Origin of the sequence: Vibrio profundi (genome assembly GCF_005281835.1) — a bacterium.
In the GTDB taxonomy this organism is placed as follows: Bacteria; Pseudomonadota; Gammaproteobacteria; order Enterobacterales; family Vibrionaceae; genus Vibrio; species Vibrio profundi.
This window is the reverse complement of record NZ_RZIS01000017.1, coordinates 12,659-35,574: the sequence shown is the minus strand read 5'-3', so window position 1 is coordinate 35,574 and position 22,916 is coordinate 12,659. Positions and strand designations below refer to the sequence as shown.

The 22,916-nt window shown below is 44.4% G+C and carries 23 protein-coding genes; 7 read left to right on the top strand and 16 right to left on the bottom strand.

Annotated features, from left to right (window positions below; all coding sequences use genetic code 11):
- Positions 1-6 precede the first annotated feature (6 nt).
- The gene (gene ftsY / locus ELZ11_RS23125; RefSeq protein WP_137359742.1) at positions 7-1,200 is read right to left on the bottom strand and encodes a signal recognition particle-docking protein FtsY; all 1,194 of its coding nucleotides are present in this window, start codon (positions 1,198-1,200) and stop codon (positions 7-9) included.
- Positions 1,201-1,414: 214 nt separating this feature from the next.
- Between ftsY and rsmD the strand changes: the two genes are divergently transcribed.
- Both rsmD and ELZ11_RS23115 read left to right on the top strand, forming a co-directional pair.
- Complete coding sequence (rsmD, locus tag ELZ11_RS23120; protein WP_137359741.1) at positions 1,415-2,014, top strand: 16S rRNA (guanine(966)-N(2))-methyltransferase RsmD; 600 nt, start codon at positions 1,415-1,417, stop codon at positions 2,012-2,014.
- Positions 2,011-2,277 (top strand): DUF1145 domain-containing protein, encoded by a 267-nt coding sequence (locus tag ELZ11_RS23115; RefSeq protein ID WP_137359740.1) that lies wholly within the window; start codon positions 2,011-2,013, stop codon positions 2,275-2,277. The genes rsmD and ELZ11_RS23115 overlap by 4 nt, the downstream gene beginning before the upstream one ends.
- A 64-nt stretch (positions 2,278-2,341) precedes the next feature.
- On the opposite strand, the gene ELZ11_RS23110 is transcribed toward ELZ11_RS23115, so the two are convergent.
- The 4 genes from ELZ11_RS23110 to ELZ11_RS23090 form a co-directional block, all read right to left on the bottom strand.
- A complete protein-coding gene (locus ELZ11_RS23110; protein ID WP_137359739.1) occupies positions 2,342-2,926 on the bottom strand; it encodes a YhgN family NAAT transporter in 585 nt (194 codons plus the stop codon).
- Positions 2,927-3,010: 84 nt separating this feature from the next.
- Positions 3,011-3,247: a YecH family metal-binding protein gene (locus tag ELZ11_RS23105; RefSeq protein WP_137359738.1), complete on the bottom strand. Its 237-nt coding sequence runs from the start codon at positions 3,245-3,247 to the stop codon at positions 3,011-3,013.
- A gap of 78 nt (positions 3,248-3,325) precedes the next feature.
- Positions 3,326-3,946, bottom strand: a complete 621-nt coding sequence (locus tag ELZ11_RS23100; RefSeq protein WP_137359737.1) for a lysoplasmalogenase — start codon at positions 3,944-3,946, stop codon at positions 3,326-3,328.
- Between the two features lie 927 nt (positions 3,947-4,873).
- Positions 4,874-5,248, bottom strand: coding sequence for a DUF4145 domain-containing protein (locus ELZ11_RS23090; protein ID WP_137359736.1), 375 nt, complete (start codon positions 5,246-5,248; stop codon positions 4,874-4,876).
- Between the two features lie 243 nt (positions 5,249-5,491).
- Here ELZ11_RS23090 and ELZ11_RS23085 point away from each other — a divergent pair, with 243 nt between their 5' ends.
- Positions 5,492-5,821, top strand: coding sequence for a DUF2500 domain-containing protein (locus tag ELZ11_RS23085; RefSeq protein WP_137359735.1), 330 nt, complete (start codon positions 5,492-5,494; stop codon positions 5,819-5,821).
- A 16-nt stretch (positions 5,822-5,837) separates the two neighbouring features.
- Here ELZ11_RS23085 and ELZ11_RS23080 read toward each other — a convergent pair whose 3' ends face one another.
- From ELZ11_RS23080 to rhtB, 7 genes are all read right to left on the bottom strand, one after another.
- Positions 5,838-6,851, bottom strand: a complete 1,014-nt coding sequence (locus ELZ11_RS23080; RefSeq protein WP_137359734.1) for an acyltransferase — start codon at positions 6,849-6,851, stop codon at positions 5,838-5,840.
- A gap of 106 nt (positions 6,852-6,957) precedes the next feature.
- Complete coding sequence (gene arsJ / locus ELZ11_RS23075) at positions 6,958-8,178, bottom strand: organoarsenical effux MFS transporter ArsJ (protein WP_137359733.1); 1,221 nt, start codon at positions 8,176-8,178, stop codon at positions 6,958-6,960.
- An 81-nt stretch (positions 8,179-8,259) separates the two neighbouring features.
- Entirely contained in the window at positions 8,260-8,763 is a 504-nt protein-coding gene (locus ELZ11_RS23070) for a cyclin-dependent kinase inhibitor 3 family protein (protein WP_137359732.1), read from the bottom strand.
- A gap of 10 nt (positions 8,764-8,773) precedes the next feature.
- Positions 8,774-9,775 carry an ArsJ-associated glyceraldehyde-3-phosphate dehydrogenase gene (locus tag ELZ11_RS23065; RefSeq protein WP_137359731.1) on the bottom strand — a complete coding sequence of 334 codons (1,002 nt, stop codon included), beginning with the start codon at positions 9,773-9,775 and terminating at the stop codon, positions 8,774-8,776.
- Positions 9,776-9,793: 18 nt separating this feature from the next.
- Entirely contained in the window at positions 9,794-10,135 is a 342-nt protein-coding gene (locus tag ELZ11_RS23060; RefSeq protein WP_137359730.1) for a metalloregulator ArsR/SmtB family transcription factor, read from the bottom strand.
- Positions 10,136-10,231: 96 nt separating this feature from the next.
- Positions 10,232-11,452, bottom strand: a complete 1,221-nt coding sequence (locus ELZ11_RS23055; RefSeq protein WP_137359729.1) for an EAL and HDOD domain-containing protein — start codon at positions 11,450-11,452, stop codon at positions 10,232-10,234.
- A 36-nt stretch (positions 11,453-11,488) separates the two neighbouring features.
- Positions 11,489-12,106 carry a homoserine/homoserine lactone efflux protein gene (gene rhtB, locus ELZ11_RS23050; protein ID WP_137359728.1) on the bottom strand — a complete coding sequence of 206 codons (618 nt, stop codon included), beginning with the start codon at positions 12,104-12,106 and terminating at the stop codon, positions 11,489-11,491.
- 85 nt (positions 12,107-12,191) lie between these two features.
- On the opposite strand from rhtB, the gene ELZ11_RS23045 reads away from it, so the two are divergent.
- Positions 12,192-13,187: an alpha/beta fold hydrolase gene (locus ELZ11_RS23045; protein WP_137359727.1), complete on the top strand. Its 996-nt coding sequence runs from the start codon at positions 12,192-12,194 to the stop codon at positions 13,185-13,187.
- Positions 13,188-13,278: 91 nt separating this feature from the next.
- The gene (locus ELZ11_RS23040; RefSeq protein ID WP_137359726.1) at positions 13,279-14,109 is read left to right on the top strand and encodes a Cof-type HAD-IIB family hydrolase; all 831 of its coding nucleotides are present in this window, start codon (positions 13,279-13,281) and stop codon (positions 14,107-14,109) included.
- Positions 14,110-14,166: 57 nt separating this feature from the next.
- Here the strand turns inward: ELZ11_RS23040 and ELZ11_RS23035 are convergent, their stop codons facing one another.
- Positions 14,167-14,625, bottom strand: coding sequence for an EVE domain-containing protein (locus tag ELZ11_RS23035; protein WP_137359725.1), 459 nt, complete (start codon positions 14,623-14,625; stop codon positions 14,167-14,169).
- A gap of 39 nt (positions 14,626-14,664) precedes the next feature.
- Between ELZ11_RS23035 and ELZ11_RS23030 the strand changes: the two genes are divergently transcribed.
- Together ELZ11_RS23030 and ELZ11_RS23025 are read left to right on the top strand one after the other, a co-directional pair.
- Positions 14,665-16,212, top strand: coding sequence for a COG3650 family protein (locus tag ELZ11_RS23030; RefSeq protein WP_137359724.1), 1,548 nt, complete (start codon positions 14,665-14,667; stop codon positions 16,210-16,212).
- Positions 16,213-16,818: a tRNA-uridine aminocarboxypropyltransferase gene (locus tag ELZ11_RS23025; RefSeq protein ID WP_137359723.1), complete on the top strand. Its 606-nt coding sequence runs from the start codon at positions 16,213-16,215 to the stop codon at positions 16,816-16,818. It begins immediately after the preceding gene.
- A 123-nt stretch (positions 16,819-16,941) separates the two neighbouring features.
- On the opposite strand, the gene ELZ11_RS23020 is transcribed toward ELZ11_RS23025, so the two are convergent.
- The 3 genes from ELZ11_RS23020 to yigB form a co-directional block, all read right to left on the bottom strand.
- Complete coding sequence (locus ELZ11_RS23020) at positions 16,942-19,425, bottom strand: bifunctional diguanylate cyclase/phosphodiesterase (protein ID WP_137359722.1); 2,484 nt, start codon at positions 19,423-19,425, stop codon at positions 16,942-16,944.
- Positions 19,426-19,560: 135 nt separating this feature from the next.
- Complete coding sequence (locus tag ELZ11_RS23015) at positions 19,561-22,053, bottom strand: bifunctional diguanylate cyclase/phosphodiesterase (RefSeq protein WP_137359721.1); 2,493 nt, start codon at positions 22,051-22,053, stop codon at positions 19,561-19,563.
- A 142-nt stretch (positions 22,054-22,195) separates the two neighbouring features.
- Positions 22,196-22,912: a 5-amino-6-(5-phospho-D-ribitylamino)uracil phosphatase YigB gene (gene yigB / locus ELZ11_RS23010; protein WP_137359720.1), complete on the bottom strand. Its 717-nt coding sequence runs from the start codon at positions 22,910-22,912 to the stop codon at positions 22,196-22,198.
- Positions 22,913-22,916: the final 4 nt, after the last annotated feature.

Genomic DNA, 22,916 nt, shown 5'->3' with positions numbered 1-22,916 from the left:
ATATCGTTACTCTTCGCGGCTAAACAATGCTTCGATGAAATCTTGCGATTCAAATGGGCGTAGATCGTCAATACCTTCACCCACACCAATGAAGCGAATTGGGATTTGGAACTGATCGGCAATCGAGAAGATCACACCACCTTTCGCAGTACCATCCAGCTTCGTTAAAGTAATACCAGTTACCGGAGCAACTTCACTAAACAATTTGGCTTGGCTAATGGCATTTTGGCCAGTGCCTGCATCCAAAGTCAGCATAATTTCGTGTGGCGCTGAATCGTCGATCTTCTTCATTACGCGAACGATCTTACGAAGCTCTTCCATCAAGTTGCTCTTGTTCTGCAAGCGACCAGCAGTATCGGCAATCACCACATCGACACCACGCGCTTTCGCCGCTTCAATTGCATCGTAAATCACTGACGCACTATCCGCACCTGTGTGCTGAGCAATAACCGGAACATCATTGCGCTTACCCCAAACTTGAAGCTGCTCAACAGCTGCAGCACGGAAAGTATCGCCTGCCGCTAGCATGACTTTCTTACCTTGCCCTTGGAATTGTTTCGCAAGTTTACCGATAGTAGTGGTTTTACCCACACCATTTACACCTACCATCAAAATGACATAAGGCGTTTTTGTGGTGTCGACTTCTAACGGTTGCTCAACTTGGCTTAAAATTTCCGCCATTTCTTCTTTTAGTAAGCCGTAAAGTGCTTCACCATCTTTCAGATCTTGGCGTGATGCTTTGTCGGTTAGGTTTTCGATGATTTTCACTGTGGTATTCATACCCACATCGGCAATCAATAACTGTTCTTCTAACTCTTCGAACAGGTCATCATCGATTTTTTTTCCTTTGAATAAACCAAAGAAACCAGCACCGATATTGGCTTTCGTGCGGCTTAAGCTGCGCTTCAAGCGAGTAAAGAAGCTTTCAGTCGGCTTTTCTTGGACTTCTTCTACGGCTGGTTCTTCGATTTGTGCAACTTGTTCTGCTTCTGCTTCTGCTTCTGCTTCTGCTAGTACAGGCTGTTCGATTTCCTCTGCCTGTTCAACCACTTCTGACTCAGCTTGAACATCAGATTCAATGATCTCTTGTTCTACTTCAGGTTGCTGCTCTTGCTTTGCTTCATTCTGAGTTTGTGTGCTTTGTTCTTCTTCACCAAAGCCAAGCCACGATAATAATCCGCGCTTCTTTTTTTCCGCCATCAGAGGGGTTTCCTAAATCTACTTATTAACTGTATCGACTCAATGCAATTCCACTCTTTACTGGTAGCATAAAGCGAATAGCAAAGAAAAATGACAAAGCAGTGAAAACTTTACGTTTAGCTTGCTACACTTTGTCATTGCAAATTTATTTAATACTCGAACCAAATTAAATTGGGCTCGGTATAGTATCACTTTATTAGCGGTCAAAAAATCTATGGTAAGACGTCGCCAGCAAAACACATCACAAAAAAAGCCATCCGGTGGCTTTGTTCGAATCATTAGTGGCTCATGGAGAGGCAGAAAACTGCCTGTACATGATCTAGAAGGTCTACGCCCTACAATAGATAGAGTAAAAGAAACCTTATTTAACTGGTTAGCTCAAGATATCCCAAACTCCACTTGCTTAGACGTATTTTCAGGCTCTGGCGGGCTTGGATTTGAAGCAGCATCGCGCCAAGCACAGATGGTGACTTTGTTAGAAATGAACCAAAAAGCGGCTAAGCAATTAGAAGCGAATGCCAAAGAGCTAAAAGCGGACAACATTAAGGTCGTCAATACCGATGCACTATCGTATTTGCGTCAACCCGGCACACCGTTTGACGTGGTGTTCATTGACCCACCATTTCGTAAAGGCTTGCTTGCAGAGACCGTCGTTCTACTTGAAAATAATGGCTGGCTAGCGGAAAACGCTATTATCTATATTGAAACCGAAAAAGAACTACAGCTTGAAGGTATGCCAGAAAACTGGGATTTGTACCGAGACAAAACAACAGGTCAATCGAGCTACCGACTATTTGAAAGGACTACTGAATGAAAATAATGCTGATGCTAGCAAAGGCGTCGATTGCCTTTGTGTGGTTTGTGTTGATCGTGAATATTTTCCATCCGTTCCCAGGAAACGCGGCGGTTGCACTTTACATCATGACAGCGTTCTTGCTGTTCATGCACGGTATTCAAATGCTAATTTTCATCGGTGCATTTGGCGATAAGATTTCAATGACCCGCTGGGAAAAGTGGTCGATCTTAATTTTTGGCATTTTCGCTCTTCTCGATATTCGCCGTAAATACATGATGTAGTAAACGATAACTACTAAAAAGGCCGCTCAGATGAGCGGCCTTTTTATTGCAGCATGGTATGCAATTACGCTAAGTAACCTTTCACGCCATCTAGGAACATCTGCGTCGACAGCATCACCAGCAACAAGCCCATCAAACGTTCAATGGCTTTCAGGCCGCGCTCTCCAAGGATTCTTAGGAAGAAACCATTAAACATTAAGATGAAGAAGGTCACGCCCCATGCCAGCAATACCGAAAGCGACAGTTCCACCATGTTATCTGGGTTTTGTGTCGAGAGTAGTATCAACGCTGCAATCACCGAAGGACCCGCAATCATTGGGATCGCCATTGGAACAATAAAAGGTTCCTCGCCCGCAGCTAATCCAGTAATACTGCCTGCGCTTGGGAAAATCATCTTAATCGCAATGATGAACAGGATAATACCACCAGAAATACTGAGCGTTTCTGGCTGAACATGTAGGAAGTTCAGAATGCTTTGCCCTGCAAACAAGAACAATAGCAGAATGATCAGAGCAAAAATCAGCTCACGAATTAGGACAATTCGACGACGTTTAGGATCTATATGTTTAAGAATGGAAAGTACAATTGGCAAGTTACCAAGTGGATCCATGATAAGAAACAGCATGGTCGCTGCGGATAAAATTTCCATGAAGAGGTCTCGAAAAGCTTGAATGCGCGGAGTATAGCAGCCTCATTCTCGCTTTTCGAATTAAGACAAACGTTTCTTAAAAATTTAGTGGCTACAAACGCGTGCTCTGTTGGTCATGATTTTTTCGCCATCCTGAACCACTTTCTCCATTTTGAAGAAAAACGTTAATAGCGAGTCTAAATCTAAGTTGTTCAGCTTACAGGTATGAAATCGCGCGTCAGCACCGTATTCGTTTGCTAGCTCAGATTCTAACTCATGACGAGTCATTGGCTTTTCGCTTAATAAGTTAAGAACATTATGCGCATGAATTTCGGTTGTCATAAACATCTCCCAATAAAGTTAGAAATAGGGAGAATAGCGACTTCAAAAAGAAAGGTTTTGATGCAAAGCAGATTTTAATCAAATCACTACCGAGGCAACAATCAGCGCATGCGCCACAAAGTAGCTGCCCGTCACCCACATGTAAGCACGTTGAATCGGTTTCCGATAACTGTTTAGTGCGCTCGCCAGTGCAGATAGCGATAGTACAATACAGCCCGTTAGACCCACTGCACTGCTCAGTGTCGGTTCAACCAACCACACTTCTCCCGCCGCCCATGTCAGTTGGATAAGCATAATCCCCATGATTACAACTGGGAAAACAACCTTATCGAGTTGCGGTAACAACAAAAAGAAGGCAACGACACTAGCGGCAAGCAACAACGCAAATAACCACCATACAAGTTCCCCGGATAGCTGTAGCCAAAATGCTTTGCTGTACAGTAACTGAGCCAGTAAGAAACACGTGAAATAGAGTGAACGTTTTTTGGATAAAGTATGAAGGGAATCGGCAATAGCTGAAATAAACAAGCCACCAGCAACCCAATAGCTGAGTTCTTGATTCGGAGCTTGAGTCAGAATAATGGCTGCAAGAAGCGCAAAAGTGAAAACCTTGTAGAGAAGAGACTGTGTTTTATGTCCATGCTTCGTTCCTGATATCGCACCGATACCAGATAATGAAACAGCCACCCAACTCCACATACACACACCTTATTACGACAAATCGCCGCCAGTCTAGGCCGACTCACGATGATGTAAAGCAGCAATAATGGAAAGTTCGATCTTGATTACGATTCCATCAAAAACACTCACTTTGGCCGATTTAGGTGCAACTTATTCGCGCCATTACAATTCAAGCCCACCACACGGACTTCTGTCTCTGTAAACCCCAAAAGCAAACGGTTGCCATGCTTAGCTATATAAAATCACCACTTTCATGTGCCAATAGTTCTAAAGCCAATGACATAAACTAAAGTTCACACGGACAAATAAAAACACAAAATAGATATAAAACAATAACTTAATAAAACAATATCGCGTTTAGCTTTCAAATTTCAATATGAGATCATCAAACTGGCCACTGCTGAACTTAATATGATTCCGCTAAAGATACACCAGCTCATAAGTGAGAATAACTATCAAATAGATGTAATGGGGATCATCAAAACAAAAAAAAGAACACCCACACCATATAACTAAACAATAGTAGCTATTAATACATTTTAACATCTATTAACAATATCAATTACACCATAAAAACACACAAAAACAATTACTTAAACATCGCAGAGAGCAAAACAAAAGCACAACGAACATTATTACCGCACATCAAAAAAAGCAATAAAGTCCAAACAAAAACCCATAATCATGAAAGTTTACTGTCAGTTTTAAGCACTTCAAAAGTAATTCTTGATCTAAGCCAATAAGTAGTGCTATTCTTAATCACATAGAGAGCATCAACCAATTTAAGGAGCAGTGTTATGATTTCTTCCTCGCAAAAACAAGGACTTGTAATGATCGCAGTAGTTGTTGGCCTAATGACACTGCCGATGATGTACTAAGCAAGTTTGAATTTATAAATAAAAAGGGACGCATTAGCGTCCCTTTTTAGTGTCCGATTACAAATAGTTATGGAATCGATATGTGTTTGGTTAATACATCCCAATATGCATAGTAAAACCCCGCTGCTGCTAAGGTAATCACAGTCATTAGAAGAATGGCAGCTCGCCATATAAAGCGCCCGCTTCTTGGAGTGAGCTCTTTTTCACAATCATCACACACCAATAGAAACTCTTTCTGATCTTCTAACTGGTAATCTTCTTCGTGAACAATTTTATTGCGAATGGTCGCGATGTAACGAAGCTTAGCAATCACATCATGTGGCAGGCGTTCTTCACAACTGGTGATCAGTTGATGTAAACCTTTCCCTTCGGCGTGATATTGCAGCCTCAATAACTTTTCTATTCGTCGCGTTCTTGTCACGACCTTTTCAATATCTGACATCGCAGCCCTCCTACTATGCCTAATTATTTTAGTAGAGCTTTACCCTATTCTTCTATTTCGCATTCTTGATTTGAGTGTTCACAAGATAATTTGTTTCACCACACCATACTAAGCGCTTGATAAACGTGAAGTAAGTCGAAAAAAATCAAACGCTCACCATTAACTTCACGAATAACGGCTTTTCAACACAATGCTTGGCAGCGTGTCACATTAGAATACCAAGAGTTCATCTTTGGAGGTTGTATGCCTAGCTCATTATTTTTCGCAATTCTGGTCCTCACTTTAGTGGCCGGCTGGGTCTTTATTGGCTTTTACCGTAAGCACATGCAAGGCGAGAACGCACCTGAACAAAAAGTGGATGTAACTGTCCTTGATAAACAGTCGATCGACCTACCCGACGCTCAACCTGGTCAAGAAGACCAAGAGTATTGGATTTACGTTCAACGTGGACGTATTGGCCCTAAACGTGAATTCCAAGTCGGCATTCACTACTTTCATGCACTCAATCCTGGCGACAAAGGGACACTCACTTACCAAGGCGACAAATTTCTGCACTTTGCTTTGAAGCGATAAACGTCGCTTCTCTTCCCTACGGTAACAACCAACGCGTTTTTTCTGATTTAGACAACATCCAACTCATCCACAATGCGCCACTCCCACTGATCACTATCCACAGTGGGATCACCCAAGCAGGGTGACCTTGATGCCAACCAAACTCTTTCATTGGCCATAAGAAAATCGGATGCAGCAAATAAATGCCCAAACTGTGCTGACTAATGAAGCCGATCACCTTATTTGCTTGCTGGGAAAGACTCTCTCCATAATATCGGCACACCATGAAAATCATGCTCGCGGCCACTACTGTATTCAATGTCTTGTAAGATAGCCAACGACCTACCGTGTACTGTTCAGCCGTGACGCTAGCTTCCACAACCATGTAAACCGTGGTAGCTAATGCCGTAACACCAAGTAAAACACTCACTGTCAACGCGAGCTTATTCAGTGGGACTTTCTTATACAAGATGTAGCCCAGGGGTAAATAACCGGTGTATAGCCACAATTCATGGCTCCACGGACCATCAATACCTAACAGGAACAAGAGTGTGGTGAATAACCAAATACAGGTAAACGCATAGACTCCGCCATCACCCGTTTTTCTGACCATGATTTGAAGAAAAGGAATAACGAAATACAACGGGATGAAATAATAGAAAAAGCCAAGGTGGTAGTAAGTGTATTGATGATAGCTTTCCAGCAAGACTTGCCAGCTTGTTTCACCGTTGAATCCAGACAAAGACCAGCCTGAAAGGTAGGTATAAAACAAAGACCACACCACAAACGGCACTAACACTTTACCTAAGCGACGTTTTACATAGTATTTAGCATCAAATGGCCGTTGATCGCTAAGCATCAGAGCACCAGTGATCAATATAAAGACAGGTACCGCCCAACGGCTGATGCTATTGATACCAACGGCCGTAAACCACTGGTCAAAAGGGATCGAGTTCAGCTCATGGCGATAAGGCGCTAATACATGAATGGCAATCACGGCAACCGCAGCAACACACCTTGCTAGATCGAAAAATAATACCCGTTGCTTCATGTAACCACCTGATTAATTTCTAATCTTCACACTATAGCAACAAAAAAGCTGACCGGTATTAATACCAAGTCAGCTTAGTGTCAAAGCTAAACATACTTCAAAAAACTTATGCGGTCGTCGCTTGAGGCACCTTAGGTAACTTCAGTGAAATGACGGTTGTCAAAGCCAAGAAAGCAAACGACACCCACAAGCAAGCGGCGAGTCCCGCGACTTGGAATATCCACCCAGACAAAATCGTCCCTATCAAACGACCCATGGCGTTCGCCATATAGTAGAAGCCAACGTCCAGAGACACGCCATCACCCTTGGCATAACTAACAATCAAATAAGAATGTAGGGATGAGTTGACCGCGAAAATAGCCCCAAACACCATTAACCCGCCGATGATGACAATCTCAGGCTGCCAACCAATTTGCACTGCATATGCGATTCCGGCTGTCACAATAGCCAATGCTCCCGCCCACACCAAAGCGGCATGACCATCCGGCACTTTCCCCTGAGCCTTACCAGTAATTTTGGGCGCAATCCCTTGAACAAAGCCATACGCGATCGTCCACGCTGCCAAAAATCCGCCAACCCATGCATGCTCCCAGCCGAAAACACTGCCAAGGTAAATAGGTAACGCAATTACAAACCACACGTCACGAGCACCAAACAAAAACATACGCGCTGCCGACAAAATATTGATCGACTCAGATTTCGAAAAGATATGTTTAAACTTCGGCTTAGTTTTCGCTTTGCCCATATCCGCTTCAAGGCTCAAGACACTGCCAATGAAGACCAGCGTAAGCACTGCTGCCATCGCTAATACTGCAAACTTAAACCCTATCGTTGACAACAGTAAGCCACCAATAAAGAAACCCGCCCCTTTCAGTGCATTTTTAGATCCTGTAAGAATCGCGATCCATTTATACAACGCGCCTTGTTGTTCATCAGGGACTAGAGTTTTGATTGAACTTTTGGCGCTCATTTTATTGAGGTCTTTAGCAATGCCAGACAAAGCTTGCGCAGCCATTACCCAAGGAATGGTTAACATTGCACCCGGTACAGCTAACATACTAAGCGCGATGATTTGCATCCCTAAACCAAGGTTCATTGTTTTGTTCAACCCTAGGCGAGCTCCCAGCCAGCCTCCAATAAGGTTGGTCACGACCCCAAAGAATTCGTAGAACAAAAATAGAGACGCGATCTCTAGTGTGCTGTAGCCAAGATCATGAAAATACAACACCACCAGCATTCGAAGCGCACCGTCTGTGATGGTGAAGTTCCAATAATTGAATGTCACCAACATGTATTGGCGAACACTTTTACTTAAGTTAGAAAACATAATCATTACTCTACGATTGAAACAAAAAGAGCTTTTGGTCTATAGGGTTCCAAAAGCTCTTTTACTCAACATCGGCCAGTTTTACGACTGAGCCACTTGCTGAATGTATTCAACTTGAACCGATTTGGTAAACGCGCCAGGACGAAGTGCTTGGACGTCTTTTACGATTTTTTCCAATGGCCAATTTTTTTCAAGGAGAAGGTGCGCGGCGAGTAACCCTGTACGGCCAGAACCGCCCATACAATGCATCGCGACTTTACCGCCGTTATCCACTACTGCATGTAGTGCAGAGCTCGCGGCTTGCCATTTCCCAGCAAAGTCGCTCCCCGGAGCGCGGTCGTCTTCAATCTCAATCTGGAACCATTGCATACCGAGAGCTTGAGTTTTTTCGCCCAATGCAGACACGGATTTACTTGCTAGTTCCGTATCGTCTAGCGCAGTCACAATCGCTTCTACGCCTTGCGCTTTAAGCTGAGCCAAAGATGCATCCAAATCCGCTTCTTTAGTGCCAGGGCATGGCGTTAACACTAATGCGCCAGCATCCAAATCCAGTTGCCATGTTGGGTGAGTAAGAGTCTGTGTCATCGTATTATCCTTAAGCTAATCCAACAGTACGTACAAGCTCGGCAGTACGAGTGGCATAACCCATTTCATTATCGTACCAAGCGTAGATCTTCACCATGCGAGAGCCAACAACCATCGTCGATTGCGCATCGACAATTGTCGAACGCTGATCGCCACGATAATCAATCGACACCAATGGACGCGCTTCAAAGCCAAGAATCCCTTGCAGTTCGTTTTCTGATGCTTCTTTTAGTAGTGCATTCACTTCTTCTGCTGTGGTATCACGCTTCACATCAAAGATGATGTCGGTCAGCGAAGCGTTCGCTAATGGAACACGAACCGCGTGACCATTAATCTTGTCTTTTAACTCAGGAAAGATTTCAACGATGGCTTTTGCTGAACCGGTTGTCGTCGGGATTAAGCTCATGCCGCATGCACGCGCACGACGTAAATCTTTATGAGGCGCATCTAAAATCGTTTGAGTGTTGGTCAAATCGTGAATTGTAGTAAAAGAAGATTGCTCAATTCCTAGCTTCTCATGAATAACTTTTACAACCGGGGCAATACAGTTTGTGGTGCAAGACGCCGCGGTGACAATTTTATGGATTGCCGGGTCAAAGATATTGTCGTTAACACCAACAACGATGTTTGCGATCCCTTCTTCTTTCACCGGAGCAGATACCACAACACGTTTCACGCCTTGCTCTAGGTATTTATTGAGAAACTCGCTCTTACGATGTACGCCTGTCGCTTCAATCACCACATCACATTCAGACCAATCAACCGCATCGATGTCTCGCTCTTGCGTAGTGTTAATGCGCTGCTCACCAATGATGATGTCGCTACCGTCATGGGATACACCGTGTTTCCACGTCCCTTGTACAGAATCGAACTCCAGTAGGTGGGCCAATGTCTCTGTATTGCCTGCCACATCATTGATGAGTACAAATTCTAGCTCTGGCCAATCAAAGGCTGCACGTAATGCTAAACGTCCAATACGACCAAATCCGTTAATGCCTACTTTTACTGTCATAATTCAATCTCTAATTAGTTATTGGCAACACACAGGTCGGTTGGTCATTTCGGCCAATCGTTCCATGTCTGCTAGGTATTCCGTTTTCAAACAATTGGATGCCACTAAATCGTCAATTAATTTATTCATCCAACCTGGAAGATCATCAGCTAAGCGATAAAACACCCACTGACCTTGTCGAACATCCACCACAATGCCAGCAGCTCGCAATTGGGCTAAGTGACGTGATATTTTTGGCTGACTTTCTTGCAACGCTTGCGTGAGTTCTCCCACGGACAAACATTCTTGACGCACGATCAACATGACGCATCGCACTCGCGTTTCATCGGAAAGTAATTTAAAAAATTGATGTGGTAGCATTTAACATACTCATATATGGATATGCGTATATGCTAAAATAAAAAAAGCACACGTCAATACGTGTGCTTCATCTGTCATAAAACTTTCATAAATGATTTATGGAGCGCTGCCCATGCTTTGGCTCCAGCGTTGCGCTTCAATCAATTCGTAACGCACATCTTCAACTCGTAAACCCAATTGATGACAGCGAGTCTCGATCCCCTGCCAGTCGGCGAGTTCAAAACTTTCTTCTAATGCCAGCAGGATTCCATATGGCCCTTCACGACGGAGCAACGCGACTTTGATCATCTTAGACAAAGGCAATTGTTCAACTAGAGAGTCGAGTGAAAGATCGAGTAAAGCATCCAAAATAGAGAACAAACCAATCATAAACGCTTGTTCTGAATGACTTTTAAAAGGATGGTAGCGCGACATTAATTGGCAAAACTGAGCTCGCTGCAACGATAAGTTATATAGCTCTTTCGGCTTTTTATCGGAGACATACGATGCCACCGCCAATGACACAAACATTTTGAGCTTGTCTTGCCCTAGATACACTAAGGCTTGACGAAAAGACGAGATGGTCACTTCTAACCGTGGAGACATGCTATTCACAAAACGCAGCAGCTTATAAGACAGCGCGACATCTTTCGCGACCACATCTTCAATACGCTTAAAATCGACATCGGGCTTACAAACCTCTTGAAAGAGCTCCATGGCGATGACTTGTTCTGGGCTGATGTATTTGGTTTTGACGATTTCAGGTTTGCTAAAAAAGTACCCTTGGAAGAACTTAAAACCCGCTTCCTTAGCCTGCTCGAACTCTGCTTCTGTTTCGACGCGTTCAGCTAAAAACTGGTATTTCTTACCTTGGTGCCGCTTCACCAACTCGCAAGCGGGCTCTAAACCCATTTGCATGATATCCAGCTTTACAATATGCACGTACTGAAGGAATCGTTCCCATTCCGGGGTAAAGGTAAAATCGTCTAATGCGATCATGTAGCCTTGCTGGTAAAGGTCTCGCACCGCTTCCAACAGTTCATCAGTTGGCTGACACGTTTCCAACACTTCCACCACCACTTTATCTTTTGGCAAGCTTAACGGTAAGCGGCGAATAAGACTTGGGTAAGGAAAGTTAATAAAACAGCGAGAAGATGGGATCGAAGGGTTAGTTCCGATCGCCAAAAAATTTTCAACAATAAGCCGGTACGTTGCTCGATTGGAATCGATGTGTGCTGGATAGGCATTGCTCTCCCCATCCCGGAAAAGCAATTCATAGCCCAAGGTGTGCTTTTTCCGGTTGAAGATAGGTTGACGAGCAACGTATGTGGTAGTCATGAATGCAGGACTCTATTTTATAAATTATATTTTTTATTAAGCTTTGGCTGCTGCCAATAAGGCACCACACCCCATGAACATTCCACCAAATACTTTATTAATTTTACCCATGACTTTGTCTGAGCGAATATAACGACCCATTTGCGAAGCCAATGAGGTGTACCCTAACATAACGATACCATCAATAATGACTGTGGTAATCCCCAGAACCAAAAGTTGTGGCAATTGTGGCTGCGTTGGATCTAAAAACTGTGGGAACAAGGCCACCAAAAAGACAATTGACTTAGGATTCGTTAAATTTATAAGCACTGCATTGCGCATTAACGACCAACTCGATAGTCCTTCTCCGCTTTGCTGAGCAACTAAACTCGAGCGATCGCGCCACTTCTGAATGCCTAGCCAAACCAGGTAAACCACACCTACCCATTTTATGATGGTAAACGCGAGCGCTGATTGAGCAACTAACGCCCCTATCCCGGCGCCAACTAATGCGATATGAAAAATAAGACCAATTTGCAGCCCTGCTATCGACGCTAACGACTTTCGAGTTCCATAACTCAAACCATTACTGATCGAATTCACTGTGCCCGATCCCGGCGCCAAACTAAATACAATCGCAGTCACGACATACGCTAACCAAACATGAGTATCCATTGCAATTCCTTGCTAGTTCTTTAATCTAACGATCATTAATCGGTTTTAAGCTCTAACCAGTTTCGTACTTTTAGGTAGTCCAAACATGGCTAATTCTAGCTCCATCAATCTCACTTATACGCAAGAGCCCAATTTCGAGCAAGCGATAAAGCACTCAATTGCCGAGCTCTGGCAACAGAGAGATGAAGGGTATATTACATCATCCGGTAAAAAGAAGTTATTCTGGTGTAAGCTCACCCATCCAAGCCATACTAAGTCAGTCATGGTGGTCAACGGTCGCATTGAATCTTGCTGGAAATACCAAGAGTTATTCTACGACCTGTATCAACAAGGGTACGACGTGTATTCCTATGATCACCAAGGTCAGGGAATGTCTGAGCGCCTGGTCAAGGACTCCGATATCGGCCATGTGAACGAATTTGATGATTACGTTCAGGACATGGCGCAAATGGTAAAACATTTTCAATTCTCGGCTTCAAAGCCTTGTTTCCTGCTTGCTCATTCAATGGGCGGCACCATCGCGACTCGCTATTTACAAACTCACCCTGAGCATCCGTTCAAGAAAGTCGCACTCAGTGCGCCTATGTACGGGGTGAATGTCGAATGGTACCTAGAGCCCATCGCGCCTGTACTTAGTCAAATTCTGACTGCGATTTATCCAAAACCAACGTATGCGCCCGGACAGCAAGCCTATTTCCCGAAGCCATTTGAAGATAACCCACTGAGCCAAAGCCAAGTACGTTATGAATGGTTCAGAAAGCTCTACGAAGACAGCCCTAAGCTCAAAGTTGGTGGAGCCAGTACACAATGGGTATGGCAAGGGCTTATCGCGGCTAAGCAATGCATCTTGCTGACTCGCCAAATCAAAATTCCCTTATTACTCGTTCAAGCGGGTGGAGATCGGATTGTAAGCAATCAAGCGCAAGTCCGTTTTATTAAGAAACTTGCGAAAACCAATCCACACTGTTTGTTTGAAAGCGTTGAAGGCGCTCAACATGAAGTGTTATTCGAAAAAGACCAATACAGGAACCAAAGCCTAGACGCTATTTTCCACTTCTTCGATAAAGAGGAAAAAAACTAGAGTAGCTTTACCCTCTTTTACTCACACGATTTCGCATACAATTTGTTCGTCCATTTGAGGCAACGTTTAGACATCACGCAATGAGGGCTACATGACCAAATCAGCATTAAACAAAGATACTATTAAAATTGTCGCATCCGATCTTGACGGTACGCTACTGGCGCCAAACCACCAGCTCAGTGCATTTACCAGACAGACTCTGACTGAGCTTCATCAACAAGGTTTTACATTTATCTTTGCTACTGGTCGCCACCATGTAGACGTCGCTGGCATCCGTGAGTTGACTGGTATCCCGGCTTACATGATCACCTCTAATGGGGCTCGTGTGCATGATCAAAACGACAAGTTAATGTACGCAAAAAATGTACCTTCAACGCTGGTCCAAGACGTCATCGATGTACTTAAGCAAGATCCCGAAATTTTTGTGCACCTGTACCAAGATGATTTATGGCTGCTAGATAAAGAAGACAAAGTGCTGAAAGATTTCCACAAAGAGTCTGGCTTCACCTACAACGTATTCAACATCGACCAAGCTCCGACCGAAGGCATTGCTAAGATCTTCTTCACGCACCCCAACATGGACCATGAGCATTTGGTTCAGTTTGAAGACAAATTGAATGAGAAGTTTGGTGACAAGTTGAATGTCGCTTTCTCAACGCCGTGGTGCCTGGAAGTGATGGCCGCTGAAGTGTCTAAAGGCGACGCACTCCAAGCCGTCGCGCAAGCTGAAGGGCTAACATTAGAAAACTGCATCGCGTTTGGCGATGGGATGAACGATGTAGAAATGCTGGAAATGGCTGGCAAAGGGTTAGTCATGGGCACTTCTCATGAAAAAGTCATGAAGGCGCTGCCAAACAATGAAGTTATCGGCAGTAACGCCGATGACGCTGTAGCTCACTACTTACAACAGCACCTACTCTAACCTACATGTAATACGTCATCAGGCTAACTTGATGCCTGATGACATTATATGGAAACCCTATAGTTTTTCTTTCCTTAAGATCGCTTCCCACTCCAGCTCTGAAACTGGCATGATCGACAACCGATTACCGCGTTTCACCAACGGCATGTTTTCCAATTCGGGCATGGCCTTCATGGTCGCTAACGGAATAATACGCTCAGTCTTCCGCACAAACTCGACATCCACCATGATCCAACGCGGATTATCCGGATCCGCTTTAGGGTCGAAATAGTCACTTTCAGGGTCAAACTGAAAATGGTCGGGGTACGCTTCTCGAGTCACTTTAGCAATCCCAGCGACACCAACCTTCTTGCATGAAGAGTGATAAATCATCACTAAATCCCCAACTTTCACTTCATCACGCATCATGTTTCTAGCTTGATAGTTGCGTACTCCCTCCCAACAAGAGGTGTTTTGTGTCCGCAGTGTGTTAATTGAGAAAGTGTCAGGTTCAGTTTTAAATAACCAATATGCCATAATAAATCCAAATTACGTTGTCTCCGAGGAAGATATAGCATGAAGGCACTTAAAAACCCAGTCACTTGGCTGGCACTTCTCGCTCTACAAGGCTGTACCAATACCGAATCGTTACCACCCCAACAAGATGCAACACCGGTCGCAAGCCTAGATCAGCCAAAAAGCATCCAACCCCAGACTTTCGTTGTTCGTGGGCAAGCTGTTGTAGGACACGAGACGCGAACTTTCACACCGTGCGGTAGCCAACAACAATTCTGGCTCGATATGCCTTCAGAGATCACTCAACAAGCACTGCAGTTATCACGCAAGCCTTATGAACCTATGTATGGTGAGTTCATTGGTTACTTAGCAGAGCCAAGCCAAACGGGTTACAACGCCGATTACGCCGCGCGATTTATTGTTAAACAGGTCAACCTACTGACAGCAGAAAACCCGAATCGCTGCGCTCAACCTGTCCGCTCGACTCGTGCTTTTGGCACCGAACCGTTTTGGTCAGCCAGTTTTCAAAAAGACCAAGTTGAGTTCTCGAAAATGGGCGAAGATAAACGCCTCTTCAGCATAGAGAAAAGCCAAACTAGTAGTAGTGAACGTAGCTACCAGTTCAGTGATGGCGAACTCAAACTTGAGCAACAAGCTTGCAGCGACAACATGAGTGATTCTCTGTATGGTTGGCAAGCACACTTTACTCAAGGCGAAGCTGAGTACCAAGGCTGTGCAACACTCGCCAACCAAGACCCAACCATAGAGTGGTCAGGGCTGTACTTTGCCCAATCGACTGAAAATGTAGGATTCTCCGTCGAGCTATCACTTAATGCAGACCACAGCGCGACCACCACTTACCGCTACCAAAGTGAAGACTTGCCTACCGTTGAGAAAGGCTTTTGGCAGCAACTGAATAACGATCAAATACAAGTCGTGATGACCCGCCACCAGCAACAATACTTAGTGTCGGAGCGTATTTTTACTCGTGACGGTTATCAACTAACCGCTGATAAAGAGAAAGTGGGGAATGTCGTCTACCCAATTGCTAATGGTGGCCTGACATTATTCAAAGCAAAAAACGACCAAGCAAACCACTCCCAGCGAGAGCCCACTACTCACAACGTTAAATTAACCGCTCAGCAAGTCGCTTCTAGTGATCAATTTGATCAGAAAGTAGATGACGCAATTCGCCACTACTTCGATATTCATCAGACTTCGCCTGACGATACTCAATATCGTTGGCTAACCTATGACTTAAACGGTGATGGAAACGATGAGCTACTTGCCCAACTAGACTGGTGCGGAACCGGCGGTTGTACACTGCTGATATTTGAAAACCATCAAAACCAATGGCGGTTCAATAGCCGAATTACCCAAGTAAAAGGCAGCATTACCCTCGGGAATAAGCAACAACATGGCTGGCAAGATCTACTATTCAATATCAGCGGTGGTGGCGCTGTACCAGCTCAACACAAGCTATCGTACGATGGAGTCAGCTATCCGCTCAATCCAAGCGTCGCGCCGCTGGCACAACAACAAGACAACAGCCAAGTCGCATTATTTAGCGATGGTGTTTCACCACGCCAAAGCGGAGTGCGCCTGTAAATGTCTCATGCAACGCCTTGTCCTCAATGTGGCTTTCAGTTCCAGTGTATTTGCGACCATATCCCCTGCATTGATAGCAAAGTGGAAATAGCCTTACTGACTAACAGTAATGAACTGACTCGCGATACCAATACTGGAAAGTTGTTAACCCAGACACTGACAGAATGTCGCGTATATGAGTGGCAGCGAACGGCACCACCACAAGCGCTGCTGGATAAAATTGCCCAGCCAAACACTCAGGCTTATGTGGTTTATCCGAGTGAAGATAGCCTCTCTATTGCGGAAGCCATGCATCATTCAGAGACACAGAATACGCGTCACCCGCTATTTATTATCTTAGATGGCACATGGCAAGAGGCGAAAAAAATGCTCAATAAAAGCCCGTGGTTACAAGCATTACCCAGCGTTAAGTTACACACTGAGCAGCCTTCCGAGTATCAGTTAAGGCGTAATCAAGACTTAGGACATTTGTGTACCTGTGAAGTGGGCAGCCTACTGCTTCAAGAAGCTGGCCAGTTCGCTCAATCAAAACAGCTCGATGAATACTTCCTCCATTACATGCAAGTATTTAAAGCTGATAAGAGTGGGCATGCGCTAGCCAAATGAGCTGGATGAGCCAATTCAATCGGCTCATTTAGGCGGAACCTATGGGCAATATTAAATGGTTTCACGTGAAACTAATGGTTTGAAATATCGAGATTTACCTCGATGCTCGCTCGTCTTTTCGAGCTAGAAAATACGTTGCGGTTGGCCGAAGTAGTAACCTTGCAAATAGTCGACCCCCATATCTTCAGCTATCTGACAAATTTCTTGGTTATGGACAAACTCAGCAACGGTTTTGGCATTGAGGATCTGGCATAAGCTAACTAGCTGTTGGGCAATCTTTCTTTGTTTTACATCTTGGTCGATATTTTTAATCAGGCTGCCATCAAGCTTAATCACTTGTGGTTCAAGCTTAATGATTTCATCGATATTTGAATAACCCGATCCAAAGTCATCAACAACGATACTCACACCTAACTCTCTAAAGTGGTTACACACTTCAATCATGCGGCCATAGTCTTTGATTTGCTCTGTTTCGAGAACTTCCAACCCAATCCGTTGAGGGTGACTGATTTTCTTTATCGAAGCTTCGAGATGCTGCAGGGTTTTCTCATTAATTAAATCTTGAGGAGACAAATTTATCGAGAACGAATCTGTGGTTTGACTCATGTAGTCAAACGTACGCGAAATCATCTGGCGGCTTAAACGCGTGTAGAGGTGTGTGCCTTCTATGATAGGGAGGAATTTTCCTGGCGGGATAATCATCCCGTCCTCTTCAATACGAACTAAACACTCTAAGCTTTCCACTTCATGTGAGCCTGCTGCTACGATCGGTTGTGCACACGCAACGACATTTTGGTGTAGTACCGCTCGGCTAACGCACGACAGCCAACCCAATTGCTCTTGTCGATTTTGATCCAGCTTCTTCAGAGTACGGGCATTCGCTAGGTGTTTATTATGGCTAACAGCGTAGCGACGCGCTTCTATGGATTTCAGTAACAAGTCATCAATCGATTCATTCGGGAAATCGCAACGACTGACTAAACCACCACACACAGATACTGAAAGGTAATCGATATCTGGCAAACCTAGCGGTTCAAAGTTTACATGTTCAATTTGATCAGCAAATTGCGAGAACAACTGGTGAATGTAAGCATCACTTGCAGAAGTCTTAAAGACTATCGCCCACTCCCCCACGCCAATGCTATATAGCTGGCAACCTTCGATAAAATGGTTCAACAAGATGACTTGAAAATACTCGCTTAAATCCTTGAGCAACTTGTCGCCAACAGGATAGCCATATTTCTCATTAATCTGACCGAAGTTGGTCACTTTTAAAGTCAGCAAGTGGCTCGCCGAACTCATCTTTACAAGCTTTTCACGTAAGACACTGCGATTGGGTAAGCCTGTACGGCGATCGATACGATAACTGGCCGTCAAGTCATTAGCCTGCTGCTGGATCTTGTTGACCATACTTTGATTGACGTCATCCACATCTAACAGAGCATTTCGAATCAGAGAAAACAACGGCGTGATGGTATTAATTTTAGGGCGAGCTAACTGCGGGGTATTGGCCGTTACTTCACCTTCCCTAAGGGCAAGATACGTAAGGCTATGGTGTAAAATTCGCTGCTGACCATTATCAAAGTACAGCTCTCCCATACAGTAAACACCATAGCAATTGGCGAGCTCTTGAATGATCTCTACTTCTTGATTGTCTTCAATGAAATCAATACGCGAAGTACAGTTATAGACAAAGAAGTGCTCCGGTGCCGAAGGCGCCATTTGCTGCATGCCTAACCGCAGTTGCTCCAGTGTTAATGAAGGATGGTCATAGCAAAACCGGACTTCATCACCAGTGTTAAAGCGACCGTTGAACTCGATCGAACTTTCGCCATGCAGTATCAAAGGTAAGAAAATGTTTTGCTCTTTGGGTTCCCCTACCATCAATGGGAAGTTTGGCAACTGCTCCATAGGCACATTGCCACCATCGGCTAAGTAGCGATCGTAGACTTCTTTTACTGGTGTATTATCAAGAGAATGGATGGTGTGCCCATCAGCCGAAGTGACTCGGAAGGTTTTACCAATGGGATTCCATTCGGTGTAATGCCCAGTCCAAACCGATAACTCATCACTAATAAGACTCACTGCCACACAGGCATTTTCGACACATTGGCCATTTAACATGACCCAACGTCCGTGGTCGGTTATGGTCGATGCGCCACCTGCAATCGGAATATCAAACTCTGACTGATTAAACGCCGAGAACAAATCGACTTTGTCGACACTCATTCGGTCTGCAAAACAGATAATAGATTGCGTCGCCTCTGAGCAATCCAGTTGACGATATAGCTCAACGCTGTCTTGTGTAAGATCTTGCGAGTAATGCACGATAGCGGAAGAAAGCGATACAGATTGGAATTGAGTGATGACTAGATATAAGCCTTGATGCTTAATTTCACCTTGGCAGATAAAATGATTCGCACTACTGCCAATGACTACTGCATAAGGAAAATGTGATTGAATTGCATGGCTAGCTCGTTCCACTTGCTGAGTCGAATACGAAGAAAACAGCTGAATAAGTAACCGTTCATGAGCATGAAAAGCAACCTTATTTAACTCTATTTCGAGCTGGTCGAAATCTTGTATCAATATGGAAAGAGACTGCATATTCGCATTAATTGCTAGGGCTAATGGTAATATATATTGCTCGCAATTTATCCACTTTGCACGGATAAGCCTTTCGGATTTACAAAATATGTGAGCTCATCGCGAGCCAATATGCAGCCAATTCAGTATCAGCTATTAGTACAAGCGTGTTGGCTTACCTAAGTGGTAGCCTTGCAGGTAATCCACGCCCATCTGTTCAACAATACTGCACACTTCTTGGTTATGAACAAATTCAGCGATAGTTTTAGCGTTAAACACCTGACACAGCTGCACTAACTGAGACGCGATCTTACGCTGCTTAAGGTCTTGATCCACATTACGGATCAAGCTGCCATCAAGCTTAATGATCTGTGGTTCCAGCTTAATGATTTCATCAATGTTGGAATAACCCGAACCAAAGTCATCCACAATGATGCGAGCGCCCAATGAACGAAAGTGGTTACACACTTCTATCATGCGCCCGTAATCTTTAATTTGCTCAGACTCAAGTACTTCTAAGCCAAGCCGGCTTGGGTCATTCAACTTACTTATCGAAGACTCTAAGATTTCTAAAGTGCGATCGCTCAGCAGATCTTGTGGCGATAAGTTAATTGAAAAAGCACCTTGTTTATCCGCCATGTAGTCCAAGGTATTCTTAATCATATGGCGACTAAGGCGCGTATATAAGTGCGTGTCTTCAATAATAGGTAAGAACTGCCCCGGTGAAATAATCGAGCCATCCTCCTCCAAGATACGCACTAAACACTCTTGTGATACCAACTCATGGGTATGAGAAGCCACGATCGGCTGACTATAAGCAATGATTTTTTGATCCAAAATCGCTCGGCTGACGCAACTGAGCCAACCTAGTTGTTCTTTGCGGTCTTCTTCACTCACTTGAATGTCTTTCGCATTGGTAATGTGAGTGTTATTTCTCACCCCATAGCGACGCGCTTCAATGGCTTTAAGCAACAAGTCATCACCGCTGTCATCCATGAAGTCACAGCGGCTGGCTAGCCCGCCACATAGGGAAACCGACAGGTAATCCACATCTGATAGCCCATACGGCTCAAAATTAATGTGCTCAATGGCATCAGCAAAACGGACAAACTGCTGCTTAATAAATTCGCTGTCAGTGCTGGCGGTAAAAATGATCGCCCACTCGCCCACGCCAATACTGTATAAACCAATCGAGGCATGGCTGCCTAAACGCATGTCTAAACGTCCTTGGAAATGAGTCGACAAATCCATTAGCAGTTGATCACCTACCTGATAACCGTATTTCTCATTGACCTGATTAAAATTGGTTAGCTTTAAAGTTAATAGGTGCTCACGAGCATTAATTTTGGTCAGACGCTCTTTCAGCGCAATACGGTTGGGTAACCCAGTACGGGTATCGTAGCGGTAACTGTCCGTCAGTTTTTGCGCCTGTTTATGCAGCTTATGCTCCATTTCCGCATTCATGGTATCTAAGTCGACGATCGCATTGCGTACTAAGTTTAACAGCGGTGAAACGGTCAATTCGGTATTGAGTTGTAAGCGATTGAACTCAGGCAGCTCATGCGACTCTCGAAGCGCTAAATAGGTCAAGCTGTGGTGCAAGATCTCTTGTTTATTGCCTTGAAGAGATAACTCCCCCATGCAATACACCCCAGCGGTATTGGTGACACCTTCAAAAGGTTTAAGCTCAGTGCTGCCATCGAGAAAATCCAAACGCGACGCACAGTTATAAATCATGACTGACTCAGGCTGGCGCATCGTCAATAGTTCAGCACCATGACGAACTTTTTCAACGGTTAACGATGGGTGGCTGTAGCAAAATTGCGTTTCTTCCCCCACCTGCCACTCTTTATCAAATTCAATACTGCCATCAGGCAGGATATTGAGCGCTGTCGACACCCCTTTCTTGATGCCCGACTCACGATACAGCGGGAAGTTTTTAAGCTGTTCGAAAGGTAAGTCCTGTCCATCCGCTAAGTAATGTTTGAAGACTTCATAAGCCGGAGTGTTATTCAGCGAATATAGGCGTTTACCTACTGCATGCGTCACGCGGTGCTTCATCCCAATAGGGTTCCACTCCGAGTACGCACCCGTCCATACTTTCAAATTAGGATTATGTAATGCAACCGCCACGCACGCTTGCTCATAGGTGTTTTCATTGAGCATCACCCAACAACCGTGTTTGTTGGACTTACATAAGCCGCCAGCGACAGGTAGCAGGTTAGCCAAGTGGTCAAAGGCTGAATAAATTGGGTAATCACGCCCATCCACTTGAGCGCTAAAACTAATCACCGCTTTACTGTCTTGGGTTAGGCAAAGTGCATCCACCAGCGCATGGCTATCTAATTCTGGTTGATGACTGAATTCTTGAGCCGCAGCCGTGATCTCACTTTCGCAAAACTCGCTGATCACCACTAAGGTTCCAGAGGCTTCCAATTGGTTATCACGAATAAGATGAGTGGCGCTTTGACCGATAACGGTAACATTGGGGAGGTTTACAAGCAGGAGATGAGCAAAGCGCTGCGCTATTTCAGCTGGCTGAGTCGAAAACAACTGGACTAAATAGTTGTGGTCACGATTCCAATCACGTGCAGTCAATTGAGACGCGAGAAGTTCTTCAGTATGAGCCAAAAATGTGGAGGTTTGCATGCTTAACCTTGTATAACAGAATTACTGACGCTCCGGCTTCCACACTTTTGTTATTTTATGCTTTCAAGTGGGTAAGCCAAAAGAATGTTACTAACTAACATTCCCTTTAACTGTACCAATTCATATCTCCAAATGCGACTTATTACAATAAATGTAACAACTCCGGTAATCGGTGAATTTCAATATCCGGAACCGTTGTCGCTTTAGCATGTTGCTGCAAGTTCAATTTTCCATCATTAAACCAACATGCTTGAAAACCATTGCGCTTAGCCCCTTGTACATCAGTGACTAAATGATCGCCGACATGCAAAATAGCATCGCCCGGTAACCCTAATTGTTGCTTAGCTTTCAAGAACATATCAGGGTATGGCTTAGCTCTACCATCAGGCCCTGCTTTCAAGATTGATTGAAAGTAACAAGCTAAACCGATACGGTGCGGATCGACATTACCATTGGTAATCGCAATTAAGGGCATTGCCAGACTCAACTGTTCTAGCACTTGGTGAGTTTCTTGAGGGATGTCGATTTGATTTCTCAAAACGAGTACTTGTCCAATACCGTCATCAGCGGCTTGTTGTGCTTGAATCTCGCTATAACCCAATTGCATCAGACCGTGCTTGATCTGAGTATGGCGCCACAGTGTGACATCATGTTTGAGGAATGGCTGCTGCTCTAAAACTTGTTGTTTCACCTGTTGCCAAGAATCAAAGCTCATCGATGCCGATATAGGGTGAGCCCGATGAAACCATTTAACCATTTCACGTTCAACGCGAGCGATCACCGGCCAGTTATCGTAAAGCGTATCATCCAAATCGAAAGTCATGGCTTTGATTGGTTGCGGGCTACGGTAAAACTTCATAAAG

Coding starts and splice junctions, on each gene's coding strand:
- ELZ11_RS23020 (WP_137359722.1), bottom strand. CDS start 19,425: ATGCAGTCTCTTTCCATATTGATACAAGATTTCGACCAGCTCGAAATA.
- ELZ11_RS23100 (WP_137359737.1), bottom strand. CDS start 3,946: ATGTGGAGTTGGGTGGCTGTTTCATTATCTGGTATCGGTGCGATATCA.
- ELZ11_RS23115 (WP_137359740.1), top strand. CDS start 2,011: ATGAAAATAATGCTGATGCTAGCAAAGGCGTCGATTGCCTTTGTGTGG.
- yigB (WP_137359720.1), bottom strand. CDS start 22,912: ATGAAGTTTTACCGTAGCCCGCAACCAATCAAAGCCATGACTTTCGAT.
- ELZ11_RS23045 (WP_137359727.1), top strand. CDS start 12,192: ATGGCTAATTCTAGCTCCATCAATCTCACTTATACGCAAGAGCCCAAT.
- ELZ11_RS23040 (WP_137359726.1), top strand. CDS start 13,279: ATGACCAAATCAGCATTAAACAAAGATACTATTAAAATTGTCGCATCC.
- ELZ11_RS23030 (WP_137359724.1), top strand. CDS start 14,665: ATGAAGGCACTTAAAAACCCAGTCACTTGGCTGGCACTTCTCGCTCTA.
- ELZ11_RS23025 (WP_137359723.1), top strand. CDS start 16,213: ATGTCTCATGCAACGCCTTGTCCTCAATGTGGCTTTCAGTTCCAGTGT.
- ELZ11_RS23085 (WP_137359735.1), top strand. CDS start 5,492: ATGCCTAGCTCATTATTTTTCGCAATTCTGGTCCTCACTTTAGTGGCC.
- ELZ11_RS23105 (WP_137359738.1), bottom strand. CDS start 3,247: ATGACAACCGAAATTCATGCGCATAATGTTCTTAACTTATTAAGCGAA.
- ELZ11_RS23060 (WP_137359730.1), bottom strand. CDS start 10,135: ATGCTACCACATCAATTTTTTAAATTACTTTCCGATGAAACGCGAGTG.
- arsJ (WP_137359733.1), bottom strand. CDS start 8,178: ATGTTTTCTAACTTAAGTAAAAGTGTTCGCCAATACATGTTGGTGACA.
- ELZ11_RS23070 (WP_137359732.1), bottom strand. CDS start 8,763: ATGACACAGACTCTTACTCACCCAACATGGCAACTGGATTTGGATGCT.
- ELZ11_RS23080 (WP_137359734.1), bottom strand. CDS start 6,851: ATGAAGCAACGGGTATTATTTTTCGATCTAGCAAGGTGTGTTGCTGCG.
- ftsY (WP_137359742.1), bottom strand. CDS start 1,200: ATGGCGGAAAAAAAGAAGCGCGGATTATTATCGTGGCTTGGCTTTGGT.
- ELZ11_RS23055 (WP_137359729.1), bottom strand. CDS start 11,452: ATGACTACCACATACGTTGCTCGTCAACCTATCTTCAACCGGAAAAAG.
- ELZ11_RS23110 (WP_137359739.1), bottom strand. CDS start 2,926: ATGGAAATTTTATCCGCAGCGACCATGCTGTTTCTTATCATGGATCCA.
- ELZ11_RS23015 (WP_137359721.1), bottom strand. CDS start 22,053: ATGCAAACCTCCACATTTTTGGCTCATACTGAAGAACTTCTCGCGTCT.
- rsmD (WP_137359741.1), top strand. CDS start 1,415: ATGGTAAGACGTCGCCAGCAAAACACATCACAAAAAAAGCCATCCGGT.
- ELZ11_RS23035 (WP_137359725.1), bottom strand. CDS start 14,625: ATGGCATATTGGTTATTTAAAACTGAACCTGACACTTTCTCAATTAAC.
- ELZ11_RS23065 (WP_137359731.1), bottom strand. CDS start 9,775: ATGACAGTAAAAGTAGGCATTAACGGATTTGGTCGTATTGGACGTTTA.
- ELZ11_RS23090 (WP_137359736.1), bottom strand. CDS start 5,248: ATGTCAGATATTGAAAAGGTCGTGACAAGAACGCGACGAATAGAAAAG.
- rhtB (WP_137359728.1), bottom strand. CDS start 12,106: ATGGATACTCATGTTTGGTTAGCGTATGTCGTGACTGCGATTGTATTT.